At 61.6% G+C, this 26,267-nt stretch carries 23 protein-coding genes and 1 pseudogene; 16 read left to right on the plus strand and 8 right to left on the minus strand.

Annotated elements, in window-relative coordinates; translation table 11 throughout:
• The first annotated feature begins 212 nt into the window (after positions 1–212).
• From ASC97_RS18090 to ASC97_RS18110, 6 genes are all read left to right on the plus strand, one after another.
• The gene (locus ASC97_RS18090; RefSeq protein WP_057469739.1) at positions 213–791 is read left to right on the plus strand and encodes a L,D-transpeptidase; all 579 of its coding nucleotides are present in this window, start codon (positions 213–215) and stop codon (positions 789–791) included.
• Between the two features lie 171 nt (positions 792–962).
• Positions 963–1,094 (plus strand): ABC transporter, encoded by a 132-nt coding sequence (locus tag ASC97_RS35395; RefSeq protein WP_080725444.1) that lies wholly within the window; start codon positions 963–965, stop codon positions 1,092–1,094.
• Between the two features lie 151 nt (positions 1,095–1,245).
• Complete coding sequence (locus ASC97_RS18095) at positions 1,246–1,830, plus strand: hypothetical protein (protein ID WP_057469740.1); 585 nt, start codon at positions 1,246–1,248, stop codon at positions 1,828–1,830.
• Positions 1,831–1,892: 62 nt separating this feature from the next.
• Positions 1,893–2,480 carry a protein-S-isoprenylcysteine O-methyltransferase gene (locus ASC97_RS18100; protein WP_057469741.1) on the plus strand — a complete coding sequence of 196 codons (588 nt, stop codon included), beginning with the start codon at positions 1,893–1,895 and terminating at the stop codon, positions 2,478–2,480.
• 10 nt (positions 2,481–2,490) lie between these two features.
• Complete coding sequence (locus ASC97_RS18105; RefSeq protein ID WP_057469742.1) at positions 2,491–3,273, plus strand: hypothetical protein; 783 nt, start codon at positions 2,491–2,493, stop codon at positions 3,271–3,273.
• Entirely contained in the window at positions 3,270–4,154 is an 885-nt protein-coding gene (locus tag ASC97_RS18110) for an SDR family NAD(P)-dependent oxidoreductase (protein ID WP_057469743.1), read from the plus strand. Before ASC97_RS18105 ends, ASC97_RS18110 begins: the two co-directional genes overlap by 4 nt.
• A gap of 45 nt (positions 4,155–4,199) precedes the next feature.
• On the opposite strand, the gene ubiG is transcribed toward ASC97_RS18110, so the two are convergent.
• Positions 4,200–4,946 (minus strand): bifunctional 2-polyprenyl-6-hydroxyphenol methylase/3-demethylubiquinol 3-O-methyltransferase UbiG, encoded by a 747-nt coding sequence (gene ubiG, locus ASC97_RS18115; RefSeq protein WP_057469744.1) that lies wholly within the window; start codon positions 4,944–4,946, stop codon positions 4,200–4,202.
• A gap of 167 nt (positions 4,947–5,113) precedes the next feature.
• On the opposite strand from ubiG, the pseudogene ASC97_RS35400 reads away from it, so the two are divergent.
• Positions 5,114–6,073, plus strand: a pseudogene (locus tag ASC97_RS35400) (FecR domain-containing protein); the annotation flags it as partial.
• Positions 6,074–6,602: 529 nt separating this feature from the next.
• Here the strand turns inward: ASC97_RS35400 and ASC97_RS18125 are convergent.
• From ASC97_RS18125 to cmoA, 4 genes are all read right to left on the minus strand, one after another.
• The gene (locus tag ASC97_RS18125; RefSeq protein ID WP_057469745.1) at positions 6,603–8,783 is read right to left on the minus strand and encodes a CHASE2 domain-containing protein; all 2,181 of its coding nucleotides are present in this window, start codon (positions 8,781–8,783) and stop codon (positions 6,603–6,605) included.
• A 709-nt stretch (positions 8,784–9,492) separates the two neighbouring features.
• A complete protein-coding gene (locus ASC97_RS18130) occupies positions 9,493–9,738 on the minus strand; it encodes a hypothetical protein (protein WP_113001263.1) in 246 nt (81 codons plus the stop codon).
• A gap of 330 nt (positions 9,739–10,068) precedes the next feature.
• Positions 10,069–10,818: a methyltransferase family protein gene (locus ASC97_RS18135; RefSeq protein ID WP_057469747.1), complete on the minus strand. Its 750-nt coding sequence runs from the start codon at positions 10,816–10,818 to the stop codon at positions 10,069–10,071.
• 8 nt (positions 10,819–10,826) lie between these two features.
• On the minus strand, positions 10,827–11,588 hold the full coding sequence (gene cmoA / locus ASC97_RS18140; protein WP_057469748.1) for a carboxy-S-adenosyl-L-methionine synthase CmoA: 762 nt from the start codon (positions 11,586–11,588) through the stop codon (positions 10,827–10,829).
• A 445-nt stretch (positions 11,589–12,033) separates the two neighbouring features.
• Here cmoA and ASC97_RS18145 point away from each other — a divergent pair, with 445 nt between their 5' ends.
• The 6 genes from ASC97_RS18145 (at position 12,034) to ASC97_RS18170 (ending at position 20,903) form a co-directional block, all read left to right on the plus strand.
• The gene (locus tag ASC97_RS18145) at positions 12,034–13,308 is read left to right on the plus strand and encodes an aspartate kinase (protein WP_057469749.1); all 1,275 of its coding nucleotides are present in this window, start codon (positions 12,034–12,036) and stop codon (positions 13,306–13,308) included.
• Positions 13,309–13,398: 90 nt separating this feature from the next.
• On the plus strand, positions 13,399–15,666 hold the full coding sequence (ptsP, locus tag ASC97_RS18150; RefSeq protein WP_057469750.1) for a phosphoenolpyruvate--protein phosphotransferase: 2,268 nt from the start codon (positions 13,399–13,401) through the stop codon (positions 15,664–15,666).
• A gap of 28 nt (positions 15,667–15,694) precedes the next feature.
• A complete protein-coding gene (gene prfA, locus ASC97_RS18155; RefSeq protein WP_057469751.1) occupies positions 15,695–16,774 on the plus strand; it encodes a peptide chain release factor 1 in 1,080 nt (359 codons plus the stop codon).
• Positions 16,771–17,649, plus strand: coding sequence for a peptide chain release factor N(5)-glutamine methyltransferase (gene prmC, locus ASC97_RS18160; RefSeq protein ID WP_057469752.1), 879 nt, complete (start codon positions 16,771–16,773; stop codon positions 17,647–17,649). The genes prfA and prmC overlap by 4 nt, the downstream gene beginning before the upstream one ends.
• 343 nt (positions 17,650–17,992) lie before the next feature.
• Positions 17,993–18,820 (plus strand): DUF4167 domain-containing protein, encoded by an 828-nt coding sequence (locus tag ASC97_RS18165; protein WP_057469753.1) that lies wholly within the window; start codon positions 17,993–17,995, stop codon positions 18,818–18,820.
• A gap of 328 nt (positions 18,821–19,148) precedes the next feature.
• Positions 19,149–20,903 carry a methyl-accepting chemotaxis protein gene (locus ASC97_RS18170; protein ID WP_057469754.1) on the plus strand — a complete coding sequence of 585 codons (1,755 nt, stop codon included), beginning with the start codon at positions 19,149–19,151 and terminating at the stop codon, positions 20,901–20,903.
• 88 nt (positions 20,904–20,991) lie between these two features.
• Here ASC97_RS18170 and yddG read toward each other — a convergent pair whose 3' ends face one another.
• The gene (yddG, locus tag ASC97_RS18175; RefSeq protein ID WP_057469755.1) at positions 20,992–21,882 is read right to left on the minus strand and encodes an aromatic amino acid exporter YddG; all 891 of its coding nucleotides are present in this window, start codon (positions 21,880–21,882) and stop codon (positions 20,992–20,994) included.
• A 30-nt stretch (positions 21,883–21,912) separates the two neighbouring features.
• Positions 21,913–22,689, minus strand: a complete 777-nt coding sequence (locus ASC97_RS18180) for a DUF3108 domain-containing protein (RefSeq protein ID WP_057469756.1) — start codon at positions 22,687–22,689, stop codon at positions 21,913–21,915.
• Positions 22,690–22,928: 239 nt separating this feature from the next.
• On the opposite strand from ASC97_RS18180, the gene rpmB reads away from it, so the two are divergent.
• Both rpmB and ASC97_RS18190 read left to right on the plus strand, forming a co-directional pair.
• Positions 22,929–23,231, plus strand: a complete 303-nt coding sequence (gene rpmB / locus ASC97_RS18185; protein WP_057469757.1) for a 50S ribosomal protein L28 — start codon at positions 22,929–22,931, stop codon at positions 23,229–23,231.
• A 117-nt stretch (positions 23,232–23,348) separates the two neighbouring features.
• Complete coding sequence (locus ASC97_RS18190) at positions 23,349–23,984, plus strand: queuosine precursor transporter (RefSeq protein WP_057469758.1); 636 nt, start codon at positions 23,349–23,351, stop codon at positions 23,982–23,984.
• A gap of 22 nt (positions 23,985–24,006) precedes the next feature.
• Here the strand turns inward: ASC97_RS18190 and ASC97_RS18195 are convergent, their stop codons facing one another.
• Entirely contained in the window at positions 24,007–24,543 is a 537-nt protein-coding gene (locus tag ASC97_RS18195; protein ID WP_057469759.1) for a GNAT family N-acetyltransferase, read from the minus strand.
• 272 nt (positions 24,544–24,815) lie between these two features.
• Here ASC97_RS18195 and ASC97_RS18200 point away from each other — a divergent pair, with 272 nt between their 5' ends.
• Positions 24,816–26,264, plus strand: a complete 1,449-nt coding sequence (locus ASC97_RS18200; protein ID WP_057469760.1) for a metal-dependent hydrolase family protein — start codon at positions 24,816–24,818, stop codon at positions 26,262–26,264.
• Positions 26,265–26,267: the final 3 nt, after the last annotated feature.

Consider the following 26,267-nt stretch of genomic DNA (forward strand, 5'->3'; position numbering starts at 1 on the left):
TCAGCTCACCTAAGCGGAAGCCCCTGTGTGTTGCCCGCGACGCGTGGTGTGCGCTCGCCTAGATCCACTTCATATGGAGCATAACAACAAATGGTAACCCCCGATTGCTCTGAAATATCGAATCTCCTGTGCATCGGTTGGGAGACTTGGCCGAAAGGGATTCGGATGCTAAAGGAGAAGATAGGGGCTCACCAATTGCTTAGCAGGTAAACATGGACGAACACAATATTACGCGTCGCGGGCTTGTGTTGGGCTCGCTGGCTATACTGACTACGGGATGTACTACGAATTGGCCGCTAGGGTCGGGACTTACCTCATCAGGCGTAAAGCGTCGCTACGTCCGCAAGGAGGTAGAGTATGCCGGTAGTGAACCGGTGGGCAGCATCGTCGTCAATACCTACGAGCGCCAGCTTTATTATATCGAGGGCGACGGCCGGGCGATGCGATATGCTGTGGCTGTGGGCGAGGAAGGTCTTACGCTGAAAGGCAGGGCGACCATCGGCCGCAAGGCGGAATGGCCGTCATGGACCCCCACCGCAAGCATGATCGAACGCAAGCCCAATCTCGGGCAATATGCAGGCGGCGTTCCTGGCGGTCCCAACAATCCGCTTGGTGCCGCAGCCCTCTATCTCTACCGCGGTGGGCAGGACACCTACTTTCGTCTGCACGGGACGAACGCGCCGTGGCTGATAGGCCAGGCAGTGTCGAATGGCTGCATTCGCCTAACGAACGAGGATATCGTCGACCTCTACAGTCGCGTCCCCGTGGGAACGCAAGTATTGGTCATATGATCCTTACATTTTGTGGCGACGTTGCCACGCTCTGTTAGGCATTGTGAGGCGTTGAGCCGGGCAGACCTACGCATTTGCCTTTCAGCGCTTGGCTTCGACGAATTTTGCGGCTATTAGTAGAATCGTTGCCTTCGATAACCTTATTCCATGCGAAACGGAGAGGACTACTTGATGAGCAGAATCCTAGTTATGTGCCTGATTGCGCTGTTTTCGGTGTCGAGCCTGACAGCTTGCGGAACCATTGGTAAGGGCAAGGGGAAAGCCCCGCCACCTGCCGCGGAACCGGCACCGGTTTATAAGTGACAGCTGACTTCTAGCTGAACGCGGGAGGGGGCATTCGTGGCCCTTCCCACACTTCGCTTTTCGGGCAAAACCAGTTCCGTGGCTCGCATTGAAAGTCCGTCGAGCTGGCTTTGTATCTTTGCTCACTCGATCCCGGAGATGAAGCGCAGCTATGCCGCTTACCAAAAGCTCTCTATCCCTTCTGGTCCTAGTCGCGCTTGCGACAACATCCTGTCAAACTGAAGATAAGCCGCCTCAGCCGAGGTTCGTTTCGGACGCCACTGGCGGATCCGTCGGCACTGCTTCTCAGAAACGAGAGGGCCAGTACTTCATAGAATTCCGCTCGCGCTATGCGCTGAGCTACGGCCACACCTACGTGGTTTTCGGTCGGTTGAACAAAGCCGGCGGGGTCGCCACCCAGGAAGTCGCCGGGCTCGCCCCGTCCGGCAATGTCGATGCCTACGTGCTCGGTCACTTCGTGCCTGTGCCGGCCACGACCGGCGTAACCGATGGTGACCTGGAGGAAGAATACCGGTCCGCAAGCTGGCGCGTCCTGCTGACGCAAGCCGAATACAACAAGGTCGTTGCATCTATCCGGCAGTTGCAGGCGAAATCGAAAGTCTGGCAGGCATCTGTGTCCAACTGCAACAATTTTGTTGGGGAAATTGCTGCCTCAATGGGATATAAGACGCCTAGCATATGGCTCCGGCCGCAGCAGTTTGTGACAAAGCTGAGAGAGATGAATACGGCGGCTTGATGGTATTGGGTATGCCATCTGCCCTGCCGATTACAGGATACAGAAGGGCCTGGGTGGTTTAATTGAGCATAGCTGCTTTTGGTAAGTTGGCGTGGGTACTCGGCGTCATCGCCTGGTATATTATTCGGTATCCTTTTGAGCGTCGCGCCAAGCGGGTCAGGGTTGTCAGTCATAAACGCTCGACTTCAGAGGCGGCTGGGCTTGCCTTTGCGATGCTCGGGCTGGCAGTCGTCCCCGCCTTCTATGTGGCGACCGGCATACCGCGTGCGGCTGACTACCCCGCTCATATATGGGCTGTGGTCGTGGGAGCGTTGCTGTATGGCGCGGCAATGTGGGTCTTTCGCAGAACGCACAAGGCGCTCGGGCGCAATTGGTCCATAACGCTGGAGATTCGCGAAAAGCACGAGCTTGTATCCGGCGGGCCGTACGCCCTTATCCGCCACCCGATGTACACTTCTTTCCTGCTGATGGGCCTCGGTCAGGCATTCCTGCTGTCGAACTGGGTGGTAGGACTGGCAGGCGTGATCGGTTTTGCAATTCTGTTTTTTCTGCGGGTGGACAAGGAGGAGCGAATGATGCTCGAGCTTTTCGGCCCTCAGTACCGCGCCTATATGGACAGGACGAAGCGAATTATCCCCTATCTTTATTAGAGGTGGCGTGATGCGAGGCAGAGCCATCAAGCTTTCGGCGCCGCGACGCCTTGTCGGAGATCTGATGCGGTTCTCCATCGGGGTGCCGCGGGTCACCGTGCAGCGGCAAATGAATCTCCGGGAGCTTCTGGAGGCCAGAAAGGCGCAGCCGGATCGGCCCTCGTGGACCGTGCTTTTCCTCAAGGGCTATGCGCTTCTTTCGCGCGAGACGCCTGATTTTCGACGTGCTTACGTCAAATTCCCCAAGCCGCAGCTTTATGAGTACCCGGAAAGCGTTGCGTCTGTCGCCCACGAGCGCGATTACGAGGGTGAGCGGGCCGTGTTGTTGACAACGATCAAGCATCCGGAGCGACGTTCGCTCGCCGAACTCGGGTCCCTGATCGAGCTGGCGCGATCACGCCCGGTTCTGGAGGTCAAGGAGTTCCGGCGTGCGCTGAAGATTGCCCGTGCACCGGGACCCATCCGATGGCTGCTGATGTGGCTGGGACTCAATCTCGGGCAGAAACGGGCGCGCTATTTCGGAACCTTCCAGCTGTCAGTCTATTCCGGCCTCGGCGCCGAATCCCTCAATCCGCTGACCCCTCTGACGACGATCTTCAACTACGGCCAGATCACCGACGAAGGATTGGTCACGGTGCGCATCCACTACGACCACAGGGTCATGGACGGAGCCAATGTGGCGCGCGCACTGGAACGGTTCGAAGCGATACTCAATGGCGACGTCGCCGACGAGGTGAGGCGCCTCGATCAGGCCGCCGCTCACCGCGAGGCGGTTTCGGGAACGGCGACATGACCCGTGACGGCGCGTTGCGTCCGGCTGTCGTGGTGGTCGGCGGGTCCCGCGGTATCGGCAGGGCCATTGCCAAGGTTGCGGCACGCGAGCACGCAGTCGTCGTTCTCGTTGCACGTTCGCCCGACGGCCTTGCCGCTGCCGCAACCGACGTCAAGGAAGCCGGCGGCGAGCCGCTCACGTTCGAGCTGGATCTCCTGGCGGTCGATGCGTCGGCGCGCCTGCAGGATTTCCTCGCCGCCAACGATCTGGTTTGCGACGTGCTGGTCAATAGCGCGGGCTACGGTTTGCGCGGCGCGGCGACGACGCTTGCAAGAGACGATCAGCTCGGGATCATCGATCTCAACATACGCGCCCTCAGCGACATGACCCTCCGGTTCTTGCCGGGCATGGTGGCTCGCGGGCGCGGCGGCGTGCTCAATCTCGGTTCCATTGCCGGGTTCACGCCCGGGCCGGGCATGGCGTTTTACTATGCCAGCAAGGCCTTCGTGCGCTCCTTTTCGCAAGCTCTTCACCAGGAATTGCGCGGTACCGGGGTGACCGTCACCTGCGTCGCCCCGGGACCCGTGGCGACGGAATTCCTCGAGCGATCCGGTGCCGACAGGGCAGCGCTGTTCAAAATTCTCCCGAAGCTCGATTCGCATTATGTGGCGGAACGTGCCTGGCGCGGGTTCAAGTCCGGCCGGCGGCTTGTCGTGCCGGGCATCTCGGCCAAGCTGGTGGCCGTGGCAGCGACGCTGCTGCCGTCGGCGCTTCTGCTGCCCTTGATCGGCCGGCTACAGCGGCGGAGCGGCGATCCCTGCCTGTGTGGTTCGGGAAAGACCTTCAAGGAGTGCTGCGGCAACCGCCATGCCCGGCGGCGTCCTGGCACCCTGACAGAGTAGCCGCATTTCGGGCGACGTGGATTTCGCCGGCCTATTTTTCTCTGCTCAGGCCTCCCGCTTGGCGAGCAGCATGTAGTTGACGTCCATGTCCTTCGACAGGTTCCACTGGTTCGACAGCGGATTGAAGAAGACGCCGGTGCGGTCGACGATTGTCAGGCCGCCTTCCGTAGCCGGCTTCTCGATTTCTTCGGGGCGGACAAGCTTTTCATATTGATGCGTACCGCGCGGCAGCCAGCGCAGGATGTTCTCCGCTGCGAAAATGGCCAGCGCGGCCGCTTTCATCGTGCGGTTTATCGTGGCAACGAACATCAGGCCGCCGGGCCGAACCATCTTCGCGCACGTGGCGATGAAGAACTCGACGTCGGCAACGTGTTCGACCACTTCCATATTAAGGACGATGTCGAAGGTTTCGCCGGCCTCGGCCAACTGCTCGGCTGTCACCGCGCGATAATCCACCGGAACGCCGGATGCCATTGCGTGCGTGGAGGCGATGCCGATGTTCTTTTCGGATGGGTCGGCACCGACGACCGTCGCACCCATGCGCGCCACCGGCTCAGACAGCAGGCCGCCGCCGCAGCCTATATCCAGGACCCGCAAACCTTCCAGCGGCCTTGCGCTGCGAACGTCGCGGCCGAAATTCTCCGCAGCCTTATCCCTGATGTAGGCGAGGCGTACGGGGTTGAACTTGTGCAGCGGCCTGAACTTGCCGGTCGGGCTCCACCACTCGGCCGCCATGGCTGAAAAACGGTCCACCTCGCTCTGGTCGATCGTGCTCTTGGCCGCTTCCGTCATGGGCTTGCTCCTTGGTTGGTCACGACTGAAGTCGGACGAACGGCTGATGAAGTCAAGGGGTGCCGGGACGTCGGTTGAGATCGACCGAGAAAGGCTCGGCTACACCAAGAGGATATGGAGCACTTCATATTATTGCATGCTAATGTAAATATATTGAGGGTAAAGCGATGTCCAACCTTCGTGGCGTTCCCGCCGTGATGCTCAGTCTTGTTCTCTGCAGCCCGATGCCGGCCTTATCCGCCGAGCCGGTCGGCGAGGCGACTCTGATTCGTACGGAAGTGACGGGCGCGCGTGGGCCGCTGGTCGTCAGGGCGCCGGTGCACCGGGATGAGCGGATAAAGACATCCATCAGCGGGCTCGGACAATTCATCTTCCGCGACGGAACGAAACTGGCGGTCGGCGCCGGTTCGTCCGTCGTCATCGACAACTATGTCTACGACGACGCGAATTCGGCCAAGAAGCTGACCATCAGGGCGGCCAAAGGTACCTTTCGCTGGATCAGCGGCAATTCCTCGTCGTCGGCCTACTCGATCGTGACGCCGGCTGGAACGATCGGCGTCCGCGGGACGGCGTTCGACTTCTATGTCGGTCCAAACGGTACGACGGCCATGGTGCTGCTCAGCGGCGCGGCGCAGTTCTGCGGCGCCGGAGGGTGCAAGCAGCTGAGACAGCAATGCGATTGCGTCATCGCCACGCGCGGCGGCGGCGTGTCGGACCCGCGTGCCGTGGACGCACGGACGTTGCGCGCTCTTGGAAACCAGCGCGCGCTGCCGTTCCTCTCCGGCAACCAGCAGCTTTCGGGTGCGCTCGGCGGAATTCGTACCAGTTGCGGTCTCGCAAGCCTGAGGCTGGACCGGAAAGATCCCGCCCGGCAACAGGCTGACCCGCCGCCGACGCGGGCTCCGCCATCGCCCACGCCAGCGCCGCCGGCACCGCTTTTCCGGACGCCGGACAAGCCAACGAAACAGCAGCACGGATACCATCACCACGATCGGGAAAAGGATCACGATCGAGACAACGATCACCATCGTGGTCATGATCGCGACGAGCATCGCGGGGATCGCGATGGACATCACGGGGATCGCGATGGACATCATGGGGATCGCGATGGACATCACGATCGCGGGGACGGCGACGGCCCCGGCTGGGGCAATCGTTCCCACTGGGGACGCGGGGACGACAGGTACAACGAGCACCGTGGAGACAACGACCAAGCCGGCAACCGGCCGGGTGCCGACGGTCCGGGACGCGGTGGACGTGGAGACCATCGCGGCGGCGGATCTGGGAATAATGGGTTCGGCGGCAGTGGAGCGGGGAACAACCAGCCAGGCAGTGGAGGCGATGGCTCCGGCGCGGGTGGCCCGCAAGGCAGCGGCATGAGTGGGAGCCAGCAGCAGGGAGATGGCGGCCAAGCGGGCAGCGCACAAGGGAGCAGCGCACAGGGTGGCGGCGGCCAGGGGGGATTCGGCCAGGGCAACGGCCAGAGATACGGCGGGCACGGCAGGGATCGACATGGCGACCGATCGGACGGACGGGACCGCAATCGTACCGACGATTAGGCATTTCCGCTCTTCATCGAATGGCGAAAACTCCCTATCTCCTTATTTCTACGCAACTCCTGAGGCAAAACCGATAAGCGCTTTTGCTCGAATTGCTCTAGTTTGCGGGTTCCGATGCGGCGTCCTCCGTCTCGGTATGGGTGTCGCGAAAATGGTCGCCCCGGCGCGGCAGGCGGCGATAGAATTCCGGGAGAGCGGCCGCCAATCCGGCTGCCTTCTGTTTTGCCCTGGCGAGACGCTTGCGGCTGTCGGCGGCGCGCGTGCGTAATGCCTCAACAAGGTCCTCGTGAGCGCGGAGCAGCGCGGCGAATTCGGCCGATCGCCCGACCGTCTCGTCGCCGACGGTGGCGTAGAGCCTCGCCCGACTGCTTTTACCCTTGAGTCCCAGCGCGCCGGCATCGAGCAGCGCAAAGTCCGGCAGCGCAGCTGCCGTCGTCTCTGAGACGAGAATGTCGAAGCCCACCTCCTTGCAGCAGCTTTCTATGCGGGCCGCGACGTTGACCGCGTCGCCGACGGCCGAATAGTTGAAGCGGGACTCGGCGCCCATGTTGCCGACGCAGGCAAGACCGGTGTGAATGCCGATACCGATGCCGACCTGGTAATCCTTGCCGAAGCCGAAGGCATCGGCGGCATTGAGCCCGGCCAGGGTCTCGCGCATTGCAAGCGCCGCCCGCACCGCCTTGGCGGGGTGGCCGGCAACATCGACCGGCGCGTTCCAGAAGGCCATGATCGAATCGCCGATGAATTTGTCGAGCGTACCCTCGTTGGCCACGACATGGCGGCTCAGCGCGTCGAGCAGCGTATTCAGGAACCGTACGACCTCGGCCGGCTGCAGCCCCTCGCTGAGCGCCGTGAAGCCGCGTACGTCGACGAACATGACCGTCAGTTCGCGGTCGTCGCCGCCGAGTCTAAGGGCGTCGGGCGTGTGTTCGATGCGATAGAGCAGCGAGGGCGAGAGATATTGACCGAAGGCTCGCCGAACTTCGCGCCGCTCGCGATCGATCACCAGGATACGGAACGAGGTTGCGGCAAAATGGATGATCGAACCGGCGATGATCAGGGCAAGCGGGTCGAAGAGGAGACCCGAGTAGGAGAACGCGACCCATGAGGCGGCAAGCGCCAGCGCGGTGATGAAGAGACCGCAGGCCAAGGCCACTGCGGGGCTGACGAAGGTGGTGAGCACTACGAGAACGGTACCGAGCACGGCGATAGACAGGATCTCCATGCCGTCTGCCCAGTCCGGCCGCGACAGGAAACGCCCCGACAGGATCTGCTCGACGGTCTGGGCGTGCATCGAAACACCTGGCACATTCTGCCCGAGCGCGGTCGAGCGAATGTCCTGCAGGCCGGCCGACGAGGTGCCGACGAAGACGATGCTGCCTTGCACGGCGGCACCGACCTCCGGCGGGGCGCCATCGGGCGCAAGCACCTTTCCGGCCGAAATGTAGCGCTCGGCAACATCGGGGCTGGTGTAGAGCCAGAGTTCGCCGTCGGCAGTCGTCGGGACGACGAAGTCGCCGATCTTGATCGAGGTCAACGTATCGGGCGCGTCGGGGGCCGTCGATACGATGTAGGTCGAGGCGCCCTGCGCCACGCGCAATGCCTCGATCGCGAGGTTCGGATACAGCTGTTCGCCGTCCGTCAGCAGCAGCGGAACACGACGGACAACCGAGGAATAATTGCCGGGGTTGAGGCTGATATGCCCGATGCCGGTGGCATTGATCTGCAGTTGCGGGCGCAGCGGCGTCGCGGCCGTCAGCCGGGGCGGGGCGTTGAACGGGCTTTCGCCGGTATAGGCGAAGCCTGCCTTGACCGGCGGGCGGTAGTTGCCGTCGGTCGACAGGCCGAACCCGAGCACGACGGGCCGCCCGTCAATTGCCTCGGCGAAAATCTCGTCGTTGTCAGGCAGCCGCCGAAGCAGCGATGCATCGACACCGGCGACGTCGCGCATGACGCTTCGCGGCGACAGGCGATCCGGCTCGGCGAACAGAATGTCGAAGGCGATGGCCGCCGCCCCCATCTCCGAGAGCCGCTCGACGAGCAGCGCAAGCCTGTCGCGCGGCCAGGGCCATTGGCCGAATTCCTTCAGCGATGCCTCGTCGATGTCGATCACCCGGACGGGCGTCGCCTCGAAGGGACGGGGTCTGATGCGCTGGTATTCATCGAAGGTGATGTCTCTGATCTGGCGCAGGAGCGGCGGGTCGCTGGCCCGCAGAATCGTAAAGGCCGCGACGATCAGGAGGCCGATAACGACACCGATTTGCTGCGCTCGCGTCATGATGGGGTCGGGCCCTTGCGCCGGATACCTGGCCGGACGCGCCGGGCAGAGGAGCCCGCCCGCAGACCTCAGGCGTGGACAGGCTGCCCGTTTCCGCGGCGCGATGCAACTGCGCCTTTCGGGCGGCCGCCGAGACTTGCGGCGTGGGCAACCGATGGTAGAGACAGGGAGCAGTGCGGCAGCGTTGGGGCAAAGCGCCGCCTGGCTTCGTCGCCGCTGCAGCCTTGCACGCCGCACATCGTGTCTCCTTCACGCGGCTTCATCACCCGTGGTCTGACCATGCCTGCTCACTCGCACGGGGCGCTGGAAATTGCCGCGATTGAGTAAAAATATGGCGCTTCCCAGCGCCCCGTTCGGCGGTTTATGCCCGCAACTNGGGACGCGGAGATTGTGGAACGGGTTCGGGGAGCGGGGATGATCTGGCGCGATATTTCGGCTAAGCGATTGATTATGCTCAGCCGATAGTGCAGAATCATCCCCCTATTTCTGGCCTGTGCCAGTCGTTCCTACGCCCATGCCAACCTCATTCCTGTGCTCGTCACAGGAATCCAGCGCGCCCAAGTCCTTGGGCGCGGGAGACCATGTGCCTTGACGTCCTTCATTCACCGCGCGGACGCGCCGTGGCTGGATTCCTGTGACAAGCACGGGAGTGAGGGAGGGATGGAGGGGTCGGACGAACGGAATTCGGCAAAAGCCAGTGCGCGCGCCGTCACACTGCGCCTTGATCATGCAAGAGCATCGGCTCCGGCTGCATCGATTGGGAGACATCGGGACGGGTGGATGCGGCGTGGGCTTCGAGAATGGCTGCCGTGATGACCCGTCGCAGTTCGTAGACGAGGGAGCGCGATCGCTTGCGATCCAGATCCTGCGCTGCCTGTGCAAGGCTCAGGCCCTCGTTCAGGACAATATGGTGGGCTCTGGTGAGTGCCCAACTTTCTATGTCAATATCGACCATTCGCAATCTCCGCCAAATCATTCAGCATCAAAGACAGTCGCGAATCATTCTACGCCGCATACTTGTGTAGAAAGAAGAATCACAGTTGCATTCCTTTGAAAATAGGTGGCGGCGCTATTTTTTTCAGGAGGTCGGGATTTATATTATTTGATCCGTCGCTGTTGTAGTATTGGCGATAACATGATCATCGGACTTACTGTCCGTCGGCCGGAGCTTCCAGAACTCTCCGGCATTGCGCCGCCAAGGCGCAAGCCATTTTTCGATGCAATCTCTTTTCGTACTCGATGCTTCTGAAACGCCACTTAAGCGGGGGGCGACGGCTCCCTCTATTCAGTAGAGAGCCTTCGGTTCACGAAAGGCACCGCGTTTCTTGAGGTGGCTGACGGCGGCGGTTGCGATCCCGACGCATGCCATCAACAGCCCCAGAACGACCAGGTATCGGACGTACTCGACCTGTTCGGCCATTGGGGCGAACCGATAGATTTCTGTCGCGAGGACCGCGATGCAGGTTGACGCGACCGTCGAGTAGTCCTTTGCGATCACGCGACGAACGTTGAACGTCATCCCCTGCGTTGACTCGGCAAATCGGCTGAGGCGGAGCCCCCAGCGCGGCACGTCGCGACAGTATGCTTTGTAGGCGTCGCCGAACTTCGCCTCCAGAAATGTTTCCTCGGCGTAGACGATGCACTGATAGATGAAGGCAAAGAGCGCGATGCCCGACACGGCCACCAGCGGATCGCCGTGAAGGAGGAATATCCCGATGTAGACGAGCATGTTGCCGACGTAGAGAGGATTGCGGCACACGCCGAACATTCCCTCGGTCACGAGGTCCTTGGCATAGACGCGCTTGTTGAGGCCTCCGCGCTGGATATAGGCAAAGCCGATAACGGTTGCCCGCAGCGCCAGACCGGAGACGATGACAAGCAATGCGAGGTGGTCCTTGGCGCGCTCGGTCGCCGCACTTCCCATCAACTGCAGCGGCGGCGTCGCAAGCAGGAACAGCGCCACGATCAGCAGCGGGAAAACCTGGTTTCGGAAACGGAAGAAGAAGTTTCCGATCTTGATCATTGTCGACTTCATGTGTGCCCCTACTTGACGGCAATGATGCCGCAGAAATTGTACCAGCGGAAAAACACCTCGACGCTGCGGAAACCGGTCTCCTTCAGGAGCTGGACGTTCTCGTCCAGCCGATAAGGGATCAGCACGTTTTCCAGCGCCTCGCGTTTTTTGGAAATCTCGATTTCCGAATAGCCGTTGCGGCGCTTGAAATCGTAGTAATGCTCGATGAAGAGCCGGTTGAACGTCGTGTCCTCGCTGGTCAGCTTCTCTATGAGAAGAAGGCAGCCATGATCGTTCAGTCCTGAATAGATCGTCTTCATGATGCGTTCACGAAAAAGCGGACGAACGAACTGCAGCGTCAGCAACATCGTCACCACGCTCGCATTCTCTATCTGCAACCCGCGATGCAGGTCTACGACCTGAAGGTCGATCGAGCGGTTGGTTCCAGATTCTTCGATCTTCTGCGCCGCCTTGTCCAGCATGTCGGGCGCATTGTCGATGCCGATGAACTGCACGTCCGAACCGATCATGCCATCGAGCGTCAGCAGCGTCGTGGCGGTGGAGCAGCCTATGTCGTAGAGATTGGTGTCCGGCTGGGCAAAGTCCTGCGCCAGTTCGCAAACCATTCGTTGCATCTCTTCGTAGTACGGCACTGATCGGCTGACCATGTCGTCGAAGGCGTTTGCAACTGTTGCATTGAATGCGAAGTCTCCAACCGGACCTTTTCCGTCAGCAAATACTTCGTCTTTTTGATCCCTGCGCAGAATCAATCTTGTCGGGCTATCGGCCATGATCGTCCCCCAATCAGTTCGCGATGACGCCTCAGGTCAGTCCGGGCATCACCATCATCACGTTGTGCTACAACAGGCACATCTAAACCTGACGCCTACCTGAACGCATCCAAAAAGGCCTGCTGCCTCCTCACGCGGACGCATCGAATGCTATCCGAAAGGCTGCGATCGGCTTTCCATTCCGTCGCGCCTTCATTCTCGGCTTCGTGCCTTGCCACCCCCCGACAAACTCGCTAAGAGACGCCGCAACTTGGGCCCTTGGGGCGCAAGGCTTTAGAAGGGTTCCAGAACTCCCAATCCTGGCTCTTCGGCCATGCCGCTTTCCAAGGCTTCGTGATGCCGGGTCTGGCTTTCGTCTCTCCCGGTCTGGCAAAGATATAGAGCATGACGGCGTCCGAAGCAGCTTGTATTTTTCGGCGTCATGTTGGGGCTGTGGTAGAGGCAAATGGCACGCATCGTAATGAAATTCGGCGGGACCTCCGTCGCCGATCTGGACCGCATCAAGAATGTTGCCCGCCACGTCAAACGCGAGGTCGATGCCGGCCATGAGGTGGCTGTCGTCGTTTCCGCGATGTCGGGCAAGACCAACGAACTGGTCGGCTGGGTACAGGGAATGCCGAAGGTCGTCGGCGGCGATTCGCCTTTCTACGACGCGCGCGAATACGATGCGATCGTGGCTTCGGGCGAGCAGGTGACCTCGGGGCTGCTGGCGATCGCGCTGCAGGCGATGGACATCAACGCTCGCTCCTGGCAGGGATGGCAGATCCCGATCCGCACCGACAACGCACACGGCGCCGCCCGCATCCTCGAAATCGACGGTGCCGACATCGTCAAGCGCATGGGCGAGGGGCAGGTTGCCGTTATTGCGGGTTTCCAGGGCCTTGGCCCCGACAACCGCGTCGCGACGCTCGGGCGCGGCGGCTCGGATACCTCGGCGGTCGCGATCGCGGCTGCTGTCAAAGCGGATCGCTGCGATATCTATACGGACGTCGACGGTGTCTACACGACCGATCCGCGCATCGTGCCGCAGGCGCGTCGCCTGAAGAAGATCGCCTTCGAGGAAATGCTCGAAATGGCCTCGCTCGGCGCCAAGGTCCTGCAGGTTCGCTCGGTCGAGCTTGCCATGGTGTTCAAGGTGCGCACGTTCGTGCGCTCGTCGTTTGAAGATCCCGATGCTCCGGGCATGGGTGATTTCTTGAATCCGCCCGGAACGCTGATTTGTGACGAGGAAGAAATCGTGGAACAGGAAGTAGTCACCGGCATCGCTTATGCCAAGGATGAGGCTCAGATCTCGCTTCGCCGTCTTGCCGACAGGCCCGGCGTGTCCGCCGCGATCTTCGGACCGCTGGCCGAGAGCCACATCAATGTCGACATGATCGTCCAGAACATCTCCGAGGACGGCTCGAAGACCGACATGACCTTCACCGTGCCGTCCGGCGACGTCGAGAAGGCCATCAAGGTGCTTGGCGAGAACAAGGACAAGATCGGCTACGACGTCGTGCAGAACGAATCGGGCCTCGTCAAAGTGTCGGTCATCGGCATCGGCATGCGCAGCCACGCCGGCGTAGCCGCCACCGCTTTCAAGGCGCTGGCCGACAAGGGCATCAACATCAAGGCGATCACGACGTCGGAAATCAAGATTTCCATCCTGATCGACGGTCCTTATGCGGAACTCGCTGTCAGGACTTTGCATTCCTGCTACGGTCTGGATAAGAATTGATTCCCAGCAAGCTGGTCGCGCGTTCAAGTTGAGAAGTGACGCGGCTTATCTGCCGGGTTACTGTGCTTTTGTTTTGGAGCTTGAGACGCAATGAGAGACCTTTCCGGTGGTCCGCGCGTGCTGCTCAGGCGGCTACGCGAGTTGATGGCGGAGCCGCTGGAGCCACAGGAGCGTCTCGACCGGATCGTGCGCCAAATTGCCGGCAACATGGTGGCGGAGGTCTGCTCCGTCTACGTGCTGCGCGCCGACGGCGTGCTCGAGCTCTATGCAACCGAAGGTCTGAACCGCGAAGCCGTCCACCTCGCGCAACTGAAGATGGGCCAGGGCCTCGTCGGCACCATCGCGGCGTCGGCGCAACCGCTCAATCTCTCGGACGCACAGTCGCACCCGGCCTTCCGCTACCTGCCGGAGACGGGCGAAGAAATCTACCACTCGTTCCTCGGCGTGCCGATCCTGCGCACCGGCCGGTCGCTCGGCGTTCTCGTCGTGCAGAACAAGGCGAGCCGCAACTATCGCGAGGAAGAGCTCGAGGCCCTCGAGACGACCGCGATGGTGCTTGCCGAGATGATCGCCACCGGCGAACTCAAGAAGATCACGAAGCCGGGTCTCGAACTCGACCTGACGCGTTCGGTGACGATCGATGGCGATACCTACAACGAGGGCATCGGGCTCGGCTATGTCGTGCTGCACGAGCCGCGCATCGTCGTCACGAACCTGTTGAACGAGGACTCGGACAAGGAAATCAGGCGGCTTTCCGAGGCGCTGGGTTCGCTGCGCATCTCGATCGACGACCTTCTGTCGCAACGCGACATGTCGATGGAAGGCGAACACCGCGAGGTTCTCGAAACCTATCGGATGTTCGCCCACGACCAGGGTTGGGTGCGCAAGCTCGAGGAAGCGATCCGCAACGGCCTTACGGCGGAAGCCGCGGTCGAGAAGGTGCAGAGCGATACCAAGGCGCGCATGATCCGCATGACGGACCCCTATCTGCGCGAGCGAATGCATGATTTCGAGGATCTGGCGAACCGGTTGCTCCGGCAGCTGACAGGCTATACCGGCCGCACCGCCGGTGACGGCTTCCCGAACGATGCGATCATCCTGGCGCGTGCCATGGGCGCTGCCGAACTGCTCGACTATCCTCGCGCAAACGTCCGCGGCCTGGTGCTGGAAGAGGGCGCCGTGACCAGCCACGTCGTCATCGTCGCCCGCGCGATGGGCATCCCCGTCATCGGCCAGGCCGCCGGCATCGTGGCGCTTGCCGAAAACGGCGACGCCCTGATCATCGACGGCGACGGCGGCCATGTGCATCTCAGGCCCTTGCCGGAGCATCAGCGGTCCTATGAGGAGAAGGTGCGCTTCCGTGCGCGCCGGCAGGAACAGTTCCGGGCGTTGCGCGCCGTCGAGCCGCTGACCAAGGACGGGCAGCGCGTGTCCTTGATGATGAATGCCGGCCTGCTGGTCGACCTGCCGCAGCTGGCGGAGTCCGGCGCCGAAGGCATCGGGCTGTTCCGCACCGAACTGCAGTTCATGATCGCCTCGACGATGCCGAAGGCCGAGGAGCAGGAGCTGTTCTACCGCAACGTGCTGAAGCAGGCGGCGGGCCGCGTCGTGACCTTCCGCACGCTCGATATCGGCGGCGACAAGGTCGTTCCGTATTTCCGCGGCCACGAGGAAGAAAACCCGGCGCTCGGCTGGCGCGCCATCCGCCTCTCGCTCGACAGGCCGGGACTGTTGCGGACGCAGCTTCGCGCCATGCTGAAGGCGGCGGCCGGTATCGAATTGAAGCTGATGGTACCGATGGTGACAGAGGTTTCTGAGATCGCCGCCGTGCGCGAACTTCTGCAGAAGGAAGTGCAGCATCTCTCGCGTTTCGGCCACGGCCTGCCGCGCAAGCTGCAGTTCGGCGCAATGCTGGAGGTGCCGTCGCTGCTGTGGCAGCTCGACGAGCTGATGGCGGCGGTCGATTTCGTTTCCGTCGGCTCCAACGACCTCTTCCAGTTCGCGATGGCCGTCGATCGCGGCAATGCCAGGGTGTCGGATCGTTTCGATCCGCTCGGCAAGCCGTTCCTCCGGATCCTGCGCGACATCGTGCGCGCCGGCCAGCGCAACAATACGCCGGTGACGCTGTGCGGCGAACTCGCCGGCAAGCCGATTTCGGCAATGGCGCTGCTCGGAATAGGATTCCGTTCGGTGTCGATGTCGCCAGCCTCGATCGGCCCGGTCAAGGCGATGCTGCTCGGCCTCGATGCCGAAGCGCTCGGCAAAGCCATGAACGAGGCGCTGGACGACACCAAGACTTCAACGTCGATACGCGAACTGCTTGCCCACTTCGCCGACGCTCACAATATTCCTCTTTAGACACAGACAAGCAGAATCGGAGTGAAGGGTGGCGAAGCTTCCCGTTGAAAAGATGCGCGAGCTGGAACGCCGTTTCGGCGAGATCGAAGCGCGCATGTCGGCCGGCCCGTCAGCCGACGTCTACGTCAAGCTTGCCTCCGAATATTCCGAGCTGCAGCCTGTTGTGACGAAGATCCGGGAGTACGAGAAGGCGCTGGCGGAACTGACCGATCTGGAGTCGCTCCTGGAAGACAAATCCGTCGATCGCGAAATGCGCGATATGGCGGAGGTCGAGTTGCCGGATGTGAAGGAGCGGATAGAGGCTCTGGAGCAGGAAATCCAGATTCAGCTGCTGCCGAAGGACGCTGCCGACGAAAAGAGCGCGATCCTCGAAATCCGCGCCGGCACCGGGGGCTCTGAGGCAGCCCTTTTTGCCGGCGACCTCTTCCGGATGTACGAGCGCTACGCGGCGGCCCGCGGCTGGAAGGTCGAGGTTCTCTCGTCCAGCGAGGGTGAAGCCGGCGGCTTCAAGGAAATCATTGCGACCATCACCGGCAAGGGCGTGTTCGCCAAGCTGAAGTTCGAATCCGGGGTGCATCGTGTGCAGCGCGTGCCCGAGACGGAAGCGGGCGGCCGCATTCATACGTCGGCGGCCACGGTTGCCGTGCTGCCGGAGGCCGAGGAGATCGATATCGAAGTCCGGCCGGAAGACATCCGCATCGATACGATGCGGTCGTCCGGCGCGGGCGGACAGCACGTCAACACGACGGACTCGGCGGTTCGCATCACCCATCTGCCGACCGGCATCGTGGTGACGAGCTCGGAGAAATCGCAGCACCAGAACCGCGCCAAGGCGATGCAGGTGCTGCGCTCGCGTCTCTACGACGCCGAGCGCCAGCGCGCCGACAGCGAGCGTTCCGCCGACCGCAAGAGTCAGGTCGGCTCCGGGGACAGGTCGGAGCGCATCCGCACCTACAATTTTCCGCAGGGGCGCGTCACTGACCACCGCATCAACCTGACGCTCTACAAGCTCGACCGGATGATGGTCGGCGAGATCGACGAGGTCGTCGATGCGCTGATGGCGGACTATCAGGCGAGCCAATTGGCGCAACTCGGCTTACAGCGATGAACGAGAGCGGGAAACAGGCCGGGCCTACCGTTTCCCAAATGTTGGCCGAAGCTCGCCGCCGTTTCACCGAGGCGGGGGTCAATGACCCGGCAACCGACGCACGCGTGCTGATTGCCGGTCTCCTGGACCTGTCGACGACGGAGATCCTGACGCGTGGGGGCGATCTGGTCGGAGCCAGGCTCCCCAGCGTTCGGGCCGCCATCGAGCGACGACTGTCGCATGAGCCCGTTCACCGGATTCTCGGTACGCGCGAATTCTACGGTCTGCCAATGTCGCTTTCGGCCGAGACGCTGGAACCGCGGCCCGACACTGAAATTCTCGTCGATACGATGCTTCCCTATCTGCGCGACCTTGCAACGACGGAGGGCCATATCCACATTCTGGACATGGGAACCGGAACCGGGGCTATATGCCTTGCGCTGTTGAGCGAGTGTCCGGACGCGTCGGGCATCGGTAGCGACATATCGGCCGATGCCTTGCGGACGGCAAAATCCAACGCGGAAAGCAACGGGTTGCGGGATCGGTTCGAAGCCGTTCGATCCAATTGGTTCGAGAACATCGAACAGTCGTTTCACGCGATTGTCTCAAATCCGCCCTATATAGCGTCCAGTGTCATTCACGGTCTCGCGCCCGAAGTGACGAAATTTGATCCGGCTGCCGCACTGGATGGTGGCCTGGACGGGCTTGACGCTTACAAAGCCATCGCCAAGGATGCGGCAAGGTTCATGCAGCCCAATGGGGTTATTGGACTTGAGATAGGCTACGATCAGCGAAACGATGTGACCAGCCTCTTTGAAGCCGAGGGTTTCCAGCTTCTGGAATCCGTGAAGGACTACGGTCAGAATGACAGGGTGCTCGTATTCGCGCTGAAATGACCGGCGACAAAGTTAAGCTTCGAATAGGACATTGGTGGCATTGCGAAGAAAAGGCTTGGATTTCCACTGGAAGCAATATAGGTTGCCCCCACGCGTTGGAGAGATAGGACAGAACGACGATTCGTTCGATACTAGCTCGGCCTCGGGGGTCCGCTCTTTTAAACGAGAGTTTTAAAGGTTGAACACGACCCAATGCGTGAATCAGTCAAACTGACTTGAGAACAAGCGGCAGGTCGGCGCGAAGGCGCAGTATGCTTGCGGCACGAGAGCCTGAGACGGTTTGTCCGGTCACGGCGGTTGGTGCCATCACTCCACACAAACAGAGAATTCAGGTGAACGATCGATGAGGCCAGGACAGCAGAATAAGCGCGGTCGCGGGCGTGGCAGTAACAACGGCGGCGGCGGCGGTGGAAACAATAATAACAACAATTTCAACCGCAAGGGCGGAAATCCGCTGACGCGGAGCTACGATAGCTCCGGCCCCGACGTAAAGATCCGCGGTACTGCCCAGCACATCGCCGAGAAATATGCGCAACTCGCCCGTGATGCCCAGAGCTCCGGCGACCGCGTCATGGCAGAAAACTATCTACAGCACGCCGAACACTACAACCGCATCATTGCCGCCGCACAGGCGCAGATGCAGGAACGTTTCCAGCGCGACGACCGAAGCGAATACGGCGAAGGCGCTGACGGCGATGAAAATGATGGCATCGACAACGATGACGTCGTCGTCGTTCAGCCGCCGCGCCAGCAGGAGCAGCATCAGCGCCGCTCGGAAGAACAACAGCCGCGGCGCTCGGATGAGCAGCAGCAACAGCCGCGCCGCTCTGAAGAGCAGGCACAGCAGCAGCCGCGCCGGAGCGAGGATCAGCCCACCCGCCAGCCGCGTCGCCAGCAAGAGCAGCCGGCTCCGGTCACAGCGGTTGAGGCGCAGCCTGAGATCATCGATGGCACCGGCCCGCAGCCGGTCATCGAGGGCATTCCGGCCGAGGTCTCCATGGACGAGGAAAGTGCTGCCGGCCAGCCGCGCGAACGCCAGCCGCGCCGCCGCGCCACCGGCGCCCGTCCCCGTCGCCCGCGCCGCGGTGCGGAAGGAGAGGCAGAGGCTTCGAGCGAGGGAGATGCTCCGTCCGGCGATGCTCCGGTTCTCGCGGACGCCGCTTCGGAATAAGGATTCGGTCCTCCGCAAGGCGTTGCAAGCCTAGTGATTGTGAAAGGGCGCTCCCGGTGGGGCGCCCTTTTTCCGTTGCGGCGTCCAGCTTGCAACAGGAAATACATCATGATTTTTGGCGGTTAATCCATATTAAATTAGATATCTGTTTTATACCGAACATTAACCCTCCCGGTCTCATCATCAGTTGTGAGGCGTTCCACTACTGCGATCTAGAATAGAGTTGCCCCGCTTCCTCAGCGAGCGGGCTCTCCCGTCGAGGGCAGTCGTTGGCTTCGCCTAAACGGAGCTCGGCGCCCACGGCGTGGCGCCGCACAGGGAGGGTGGAATGTTTGGCCTGACGTCCGATTCGAAATATATCCTCGATGCCATTTCCAAGTCGCAGGCGATCATAGAGTTCGATCTCAAGGGAAATGTCCTCAAGGCGAACGAGAATTTTTGCAGGGCGCTTGGGTACAGCCTTTCGGAAATCACCGGCAAGCATCACAGCATGTTCTGCGAGCCCGCCTACACCGCAACATCGGAGTATCGCGCGTTCTGGGCTCGTCTTGGGAGGGGCGAGTACGATGCCGGGGCCTACAAGCGCCTCGCGAAAGGGGGACGTGAGATCTGGATCCAGGCGTCCTACAATCCCGTATTCAAGCACGGCAAGCCGTACAAGGTGGTGAAGTTCGCAGCCGACGTTACCGACGCGAAAAACAGGGCGGTCGAGGATGCCGGCAAGCTGGACGCCGTCTCACGTTCACAGGCAATCATCGAATTCACGCCGAAGGGCGAGATCCTGACGGCGAACGAGAATTTCTGCAATGCGCTCGGCTACTCCCTCTTCGAAATCGCCGGCAAGCATCACAGCATGTTCTGCGACCCCGCCTATACGCGAACCGACGAGTATGCGAGCTTCTGGCGTCGCCTTGAGCAGGGGGAGTTTATCGCCAACGAATTCGTGCGTTATGGCAAGGGCGGCCGGGAAATCTGGATCCAGGCGGCGTACAACCCGATCACCGATGCCAACGGCAGGGTCTACAAGGTCGTCAAGTTCGCAACCGATGTCACGCAGCGCATGAGCGCCATCAGCCAGCTCGGGGAGGCCCTTCGCGGGCTTTCAGAAGGCGACCTCACCAAGACGGTCAATTCGGCGTTCGTGCCGTCGATGGAGCAACTGCGGCACGACTTCAACGCGACGGTCGCCAGACTTTCCGAGACGCTGAAGACCGTCGGCGAGAACGCGCAGGCGATCGCTGCCGGCTCGCGGGAGATCGGATCGGCTGCGGATTCCTTTTCCAAGCGCACGGAACAGCAGGCGGCGTCGATCGAGGAAACGGCTGCGGCGCTGGAGGAGATCACGACCACGGTCAACGATTCCAGCCACCGTGCGGACGAAGCAGGAAAGCTGGTCGCGAAGACGAAGCACGGCGCCGAGCAATCGGGCCTGGTAGTGCGCAATGCCGTGGCGGCGATGGGACAGATCGAACAGTCGTCGCGGGAGATTACCAACATCATCGGTGTCATCGACGACATCGCCTTCCAGACCAACCTCCTGGCGCTCAATGCCGGCGTCGAGGCCGCGCGCGCGGGGGAGGCGGGCAAGGGCTTCGCGGTCGTCGCTCAGGAAGTTCGCGAGCTCGCCCAACGCTCCGCCAGTGCCGCCAAAGAAATAAAGTCACTGATCACCACGTCCAGCCAGCTGGTCCGCAACGGAGTCGATCTGGTCGGCGAGACGGGCAAGGCGCTCGAAACCATCGTCAGCCAGGTCGGCGAGATCAATGCCAACGTCACGGCGATCGTCGAGGGCTCGAAAGAGCAGGCGACAGGGCTCAAGGAGATCAACCAGAGCGTCAACTCGCTCGATCAATCGACACAGCAGAATGCGGCGATGGTCGAGGAGAGTACGGCAGCAAGCCACAAGCTGGCGTCGGAGGCAGAAGCGCTGCGCTCGCTGCTCACGCAGTTTCGCCTTGGCGAGGCCTACGCGGTGCGCGGCTCCTCCAGGGCTGCCGGCTCTCCGGCGCTGCATCTGGTGGCACGTGCGGCCAGGGCTCACGGCGCCGCGTCGACCGCGGCAGAGAGCTGGGAGGAGTTCTGAACGCAACAGTCGGCAGGACAATGCGGCCGGTATCGCACCAGCGATGCCGGCTTTTTTGCTTGGTCAAAGGTTGGGTCGAAGGCGCTAGCTAGGCGGCCGGCTGTTCTACCGGTGGCCTCTTTCGCCGAAACATCTCCTGCGCGGCAAGCACGGCTCCACCCGTCACCAGGAGGCAGGCGAGCGCGATGCGCCAGCTCGGCTCGGCAAAGCCGAAGACCGTCAGGATCAGCGTCGAGAAAAGCGGCGCGGCATAGCTTGCCGCACCGAGGATCTGGATGTCGCCGTTCTTGACGCCGTAGTCCCAGGCATAAAAGGCCGCTCCCACGGGGAAGAGCCCGAGCCCGGCAACGGCAATCCATTCGAACGTCGCTTCCGGCCATACGGTGGTTTCAAGCCCCAGATGGCAAATCAGCGACAGGACCGATGTCGCAAGGCAAAAGCCGGTGACGACATCGGTCGACACGGCATCGAAACGCCGTGTCAGCAGCGAGTACCCCGACCACGTGAAGGCACAGAGGACGGCAGCGCCGTAACCGACGGCGTAGGCGCCATCGAAGTCGATGCCGTTGCGCCCGACGATCAGGAAGGTGCCGCTCAAGCCGGCGAGCGCGCCGACGATGTGATACCAGCGCAGCCGCTCGCCCGGCAGCAGCGCCGAACCGACGACGATCAGCAGGGGCCAGAGATAGGCGATCAGTCCGGCCTCGACGGCGGGCGCATTGCGCAGCGCCGTGAAGTAGAGAAAGTGGTATCCGAACAGCCCCGCAATGCCGACGAGCCACACCTTGGCCGGCTGCTTCAGCAGCGCCAGGCGCGACGGATTGACGATCAGGACCAGGAGGCCAGGGATGCTGCCGATGGCAAAGCATATGGCGGAAAGCTGGAACGGCGGCATTTTTCCCGACGCTGCGGTAAACAGCGCCAGAAACGACCACATCAGAATGGCCGTGAACCCGATTAACGTTGCCCGAAGCTTCACTCGTCCCCCTTCACGGAGACATCAGCTCCGTCAGCCTGCGCTGTATCTCACCGCGGTAATCGTTACAGGCCCGTATTGCGTCGGGATACGGACATAGACAGGAGCATATACATTCGCCGCGTCTGCCTTGGCAAACCAGATTTCCATGCGGCTGCTCTTGCTCAGATACTCGATGTCGCTACGGCCCTTCTTGTAACCGGACCGCGGCACGAAACGAACGTTGCAGACGGTCGCCTTGCCGCTGAAACCTTCGGTCGCAAAATCCTTCGAGCCCTTCGGCGAGAGCACGAGGTCCATTCTCATCTCCCCGTCGTAGATCGGAAGTTTCTGGGCGCAGAGATTGGTGCCCGCCGGGAAGATCAGGCCGGAGATCGGGTCAAGCACCGAGCGCATGTCGCCTGTCGGCACATTAACCCAGTTCGCCGGAAGCCGGCGCGGTGGCCTGACGGTCGTCGAGGTGATGTTGCCGTTGTCGTAGCGGACGTCGTATGTGCGGGCACGCTTGCCGCTCTTGTAGTAGAGATGGTATCGCGAGGCCTGCAGACGATTGCCGCGCAACACGCCGTCGACGCTGGTCTTGGCCGAGATGTTGGTTACCAGATCGGCAAGCCCGGCCGAACTGATGTCGCCCGAGATCTCATAGCTCTTGTCGTCCTCGATCTTCGTGAGAAACGCCGCGCGCGCGATCGTCAGGATTCCGAGGGAAACCCTGTATTCCGTTCGGTGCTGGACCTCGCCGGCACCGGCCGGAAGCGCGGCCAGTGCCGCAATTGCCGAGATGAAAATGCGTTTGCCCAATTGAGCCATGAGATCTGCCTTGTTCCGGCAAGCTGGTAAAGCCGCACAGCACGGTCTATACGCCTGTTGCGTCGCGAAGAAAACACGAGCTTTTTGACGGAATTGCGGGAAACGCCAACGTTTGGCTTGACGCGCCCGGCCTGTCTGATTATAGAACCGCAACTTTCCAATCATGGCCTGTTGGATTGCAAGCCCGATTTTGCGCGGGTCGGCAATAGATGGCCGAGAAAAACAAGAATAGGTGTCCCATGTCCCGCATGTGCGAATTGACCGGCAAGGCAGTCCTCGTTGGCAACAATGTCAGCCATGCCAACAACAAGACCAAGCGCCGGTTCCTCCCGAACCTGTGCCAGGTTACGCTGATTTCCGACGCGCTCGGCCAGCGTTACCGTCTTCGCGTTTCGGCTGCTGCCCTTCGTACCGTAGAGCACCGTGGCGGCCTCGATGCTTTCCTGATCAAGGCAAATGAAGGCGAACTGTCGATGCGCGCTCGTCTGCTGCGCCGCCAGATCGTCAAGAAGGCTGCCGAAGCCGCAGTTGCTGCTGCCTAAGCTTCGACTGCTCTTCTGCTATTAAGGCTTCAAAAGGCTTGAACGGATAACATCCGCACAAGCCTTTTGCTTTGCCTGCCGATCACTCCAACTGGTGGCATACCCCAGGATAAAAAAATGCTTAAGACGCGCAATACCATTGTCTACGTCGCACTGATGACGCTTGTCGTCGTCGCCTCGAACTTCCTCGTGCAGTTCCCGGTGGACGCGCAGTTTGCCGGCATCAATCTGGCCGACCTTTTGACCTGGGGTGCCTTCACCTATCCGGTCGCCTTCCTGATCACCGATCTTACCAATCGCCAGTTCGGTCCGCAGGCCGCGCGCAAGGTGGTGTTCGCCGGCTTCGTGGTCGGCGTTTCGCTTTCGTTCTTCACGTCCGTGCCGCGCATCGCGATCGCCTCCGGCTCGGCCTATCTGGCCGGTCAGCTGCTCGACATCGCCGTTTTCAATCGCCTGCGCCGTCAGGCCTGGTGGCGCGCACCGCTGCTCGGCTCGCTTGTCGGTTCGATGCTGGATACGGTGATCTTCTTCTCCTTCGCGTTTGCTGCATTTTTCGTCTTCTTTGGTCCGAACGACCTCTTCGCGCTGGAATCCTCGCCTATCCTCGGCATCTTTTCGGCGCAGGCGCCGCGCTGGATCTCCTGGGCCATCGGCGATTTCTCGGTCAAGATGATCGTCGGCCTGGTAATGCTGCTGCCTTATGGCGCGCTGATGAACGTGCTTCTGCCCATGCAGGCCGCCCGCGCCCGCTGAGCCGCGACAACAGGTTCGCAGCCTATTCGGCTCGCAAAGCCTGCGGCGCTGACCGGTGAATCGGCGGGATGACATAGACGACGGATCGGTATTTGGAGCCGGACCGGTATCCGGCGATGCGGCCGCCATGGGCCTCCGCGATCCGCCTGCTGGCCACGTTCTGCTCGGCGACCGGGTACTCGAAATACTCGACGATTGCGTTCTCGCTCGCCCATACCGCGACAGAACCGATCAGCTCGCGCCCGAGGCCTCGTCCATGGACGTCCTGCCGGAGCCAGATGCCGAGCTCCGGCTTTCCTGACGGCAGACCATGCAGCCCGACGACACCGAGGCACCGACCGTCGTCGCGTGCGCGCGCAACTAGGTGAAGGTTGGAGCGATCCTCGATCGACGGCAGCCAATCGCGCCAGATGCGCTCGAATTCAGCCAATGAAGCCGGCGGCTCCCAAGACATAAAACGCGTGATCTCCGGCGACATGCAGGAGAAAACCTCGTCTGCGTCGCCCGGCGTGAACGGCCTGGTGACCGTTCGGGCGGATAGGATCGTGATGCCTGACATTCCCTTCCTCTGCGTCGTGCTAGTCTGTGATATGGCCGCTCGCTGCAGCGTATAGCGCGGCACCGGCAAGGCAACCGGGCTGCGGCCTCAAAATTTACGCCCGCTTTTACCGTAACGTACTTACGAGTTGCGCACGATTGTGCGTCGCTACATCGTCCGCAGCGGATCTCCAACGTTCGATGCCTCAGGACGGCTCACCGGCAAGGGATCACGCCGTTGCGGCTGCATCGCCGCATCGCCATCGGTACAACGTTGAAGCAGGGGAGTGCATCATGATCCGCTTGGGTGGAAAGTATCAGCATCTCGCTCACGGCCTGGGGTGCGGCTGCTCGGCGCCGGAAGTCCAACAGGCATCGCGCCGCCTGGAAGACTTCACGCGAAGGGGGCTGCTGGCGGGGATAGGAGCGGCACTGTTTACAGCTTCTCATCCGTCGTTCGCGCTGGCGCAGGCTTCCGCGCAGCCGCAGAGGATACTGCTGAGGCAAGCCAAGCTGTTCGACGGCAAGTCGGCCACGGCGCGATCCGGCACCCAGGTGCTGATCGAGGGCAACATGATCGCGTCCATCGACACGACCAACAGTCCGCCGCCCGACGACGCGACGGTCATCGACTGCGGCGATCGTGTTCTGATGCCTGGACTGATCGACATGCACTGGCACACGCTCTTTGCCGCCGTTCCTGTCCAACTTGCGACGACAGGCGATCCCGGCTTCATCTTCACTGCGTCGACGGCGGAAGCGGAACGAACGCTGCTTCGCGGTTTCACCACGGTGCGCGACCTCGGCGGGCCGGTCTTCACGTTCAAGCAGGCGATCGACAACGGAACGATCCCCGGCCCGCGAATCTATCCTTCCGGCGCGTTCATCACGACAACGGGCGGCCATGGCGATCTGCGCATGCTGTCTGAAATCCCCCGCAACCCCGCTCAGCTCAGCGTCGTCGAGGAGTCGGGCGGCGCAATGATAGCCGACAGCGTCGGCGAGGTGCAGCTTCGCGTGCGCGAGCAGTTGATGCAGGGCGCGTCACAGATAAAGGTCGTCGGCGGCGGCGGGGTATCGTCGCCGCGCAGCCCCCTCGACATGACGACATTCAGCCTTGAGGACCTTCGGGCCGCCGTCAACGTGGCACAGGACTGGAATACATATGTCACCGTCCACGCCTATGCGCCCAGAACCATCCAGCGCGCCATAGCAGCCGGGGCAGCCTGTATCGAACACGCGCACCTGATGGACGATGAAACCGCGAGGATGATGGCGGACAAGGGGATCTGGTTGAGCATTCAACCCTTCCTGTCGGTTGAGGACTCCGTTCCCCTCACGGGACCCTCTGCCGAACGCCTGCACCAGGTCATTGCCGGTTCGCTTGTCGCCTACGAGCTTGCGCGCAAATACAATATCAAGACCGCGTGGGGCTCGGACATGCTGTTTTCGCCCGAGATGACCGCGCGACAGGGAACCATGCTGACACATCTCAGCCGCTGGTACACAAATGACGAAATCCTGCGGACGGCAACCTCGACCAATGCCGAACTTCTGGCGCTCTCCGGTCCGCGAAACCCCTATCAGGGCAAAATCGGGGTCCTGGAGGCGGGAGCGTTCGCCGACATGCTCGTCGTGGACGGCAACCCCTTGGAGAACATCAACCTTCTGAATGACCCCGAAAAGAACCTTGCGGTCATCATGAAGGATGGGAGGGTCTACAAGAACACATTGAGCGCATAGGCC

The sequence above is a fragment of the Rhizobium sp. Root1203 genome (assembly GCF_001424945.1).
Lineage (GTDB): Bacteria > Pseudomonadota > Alphaproteobacteria > Rhizobiales > Rhizobiaceae > Rhizobium.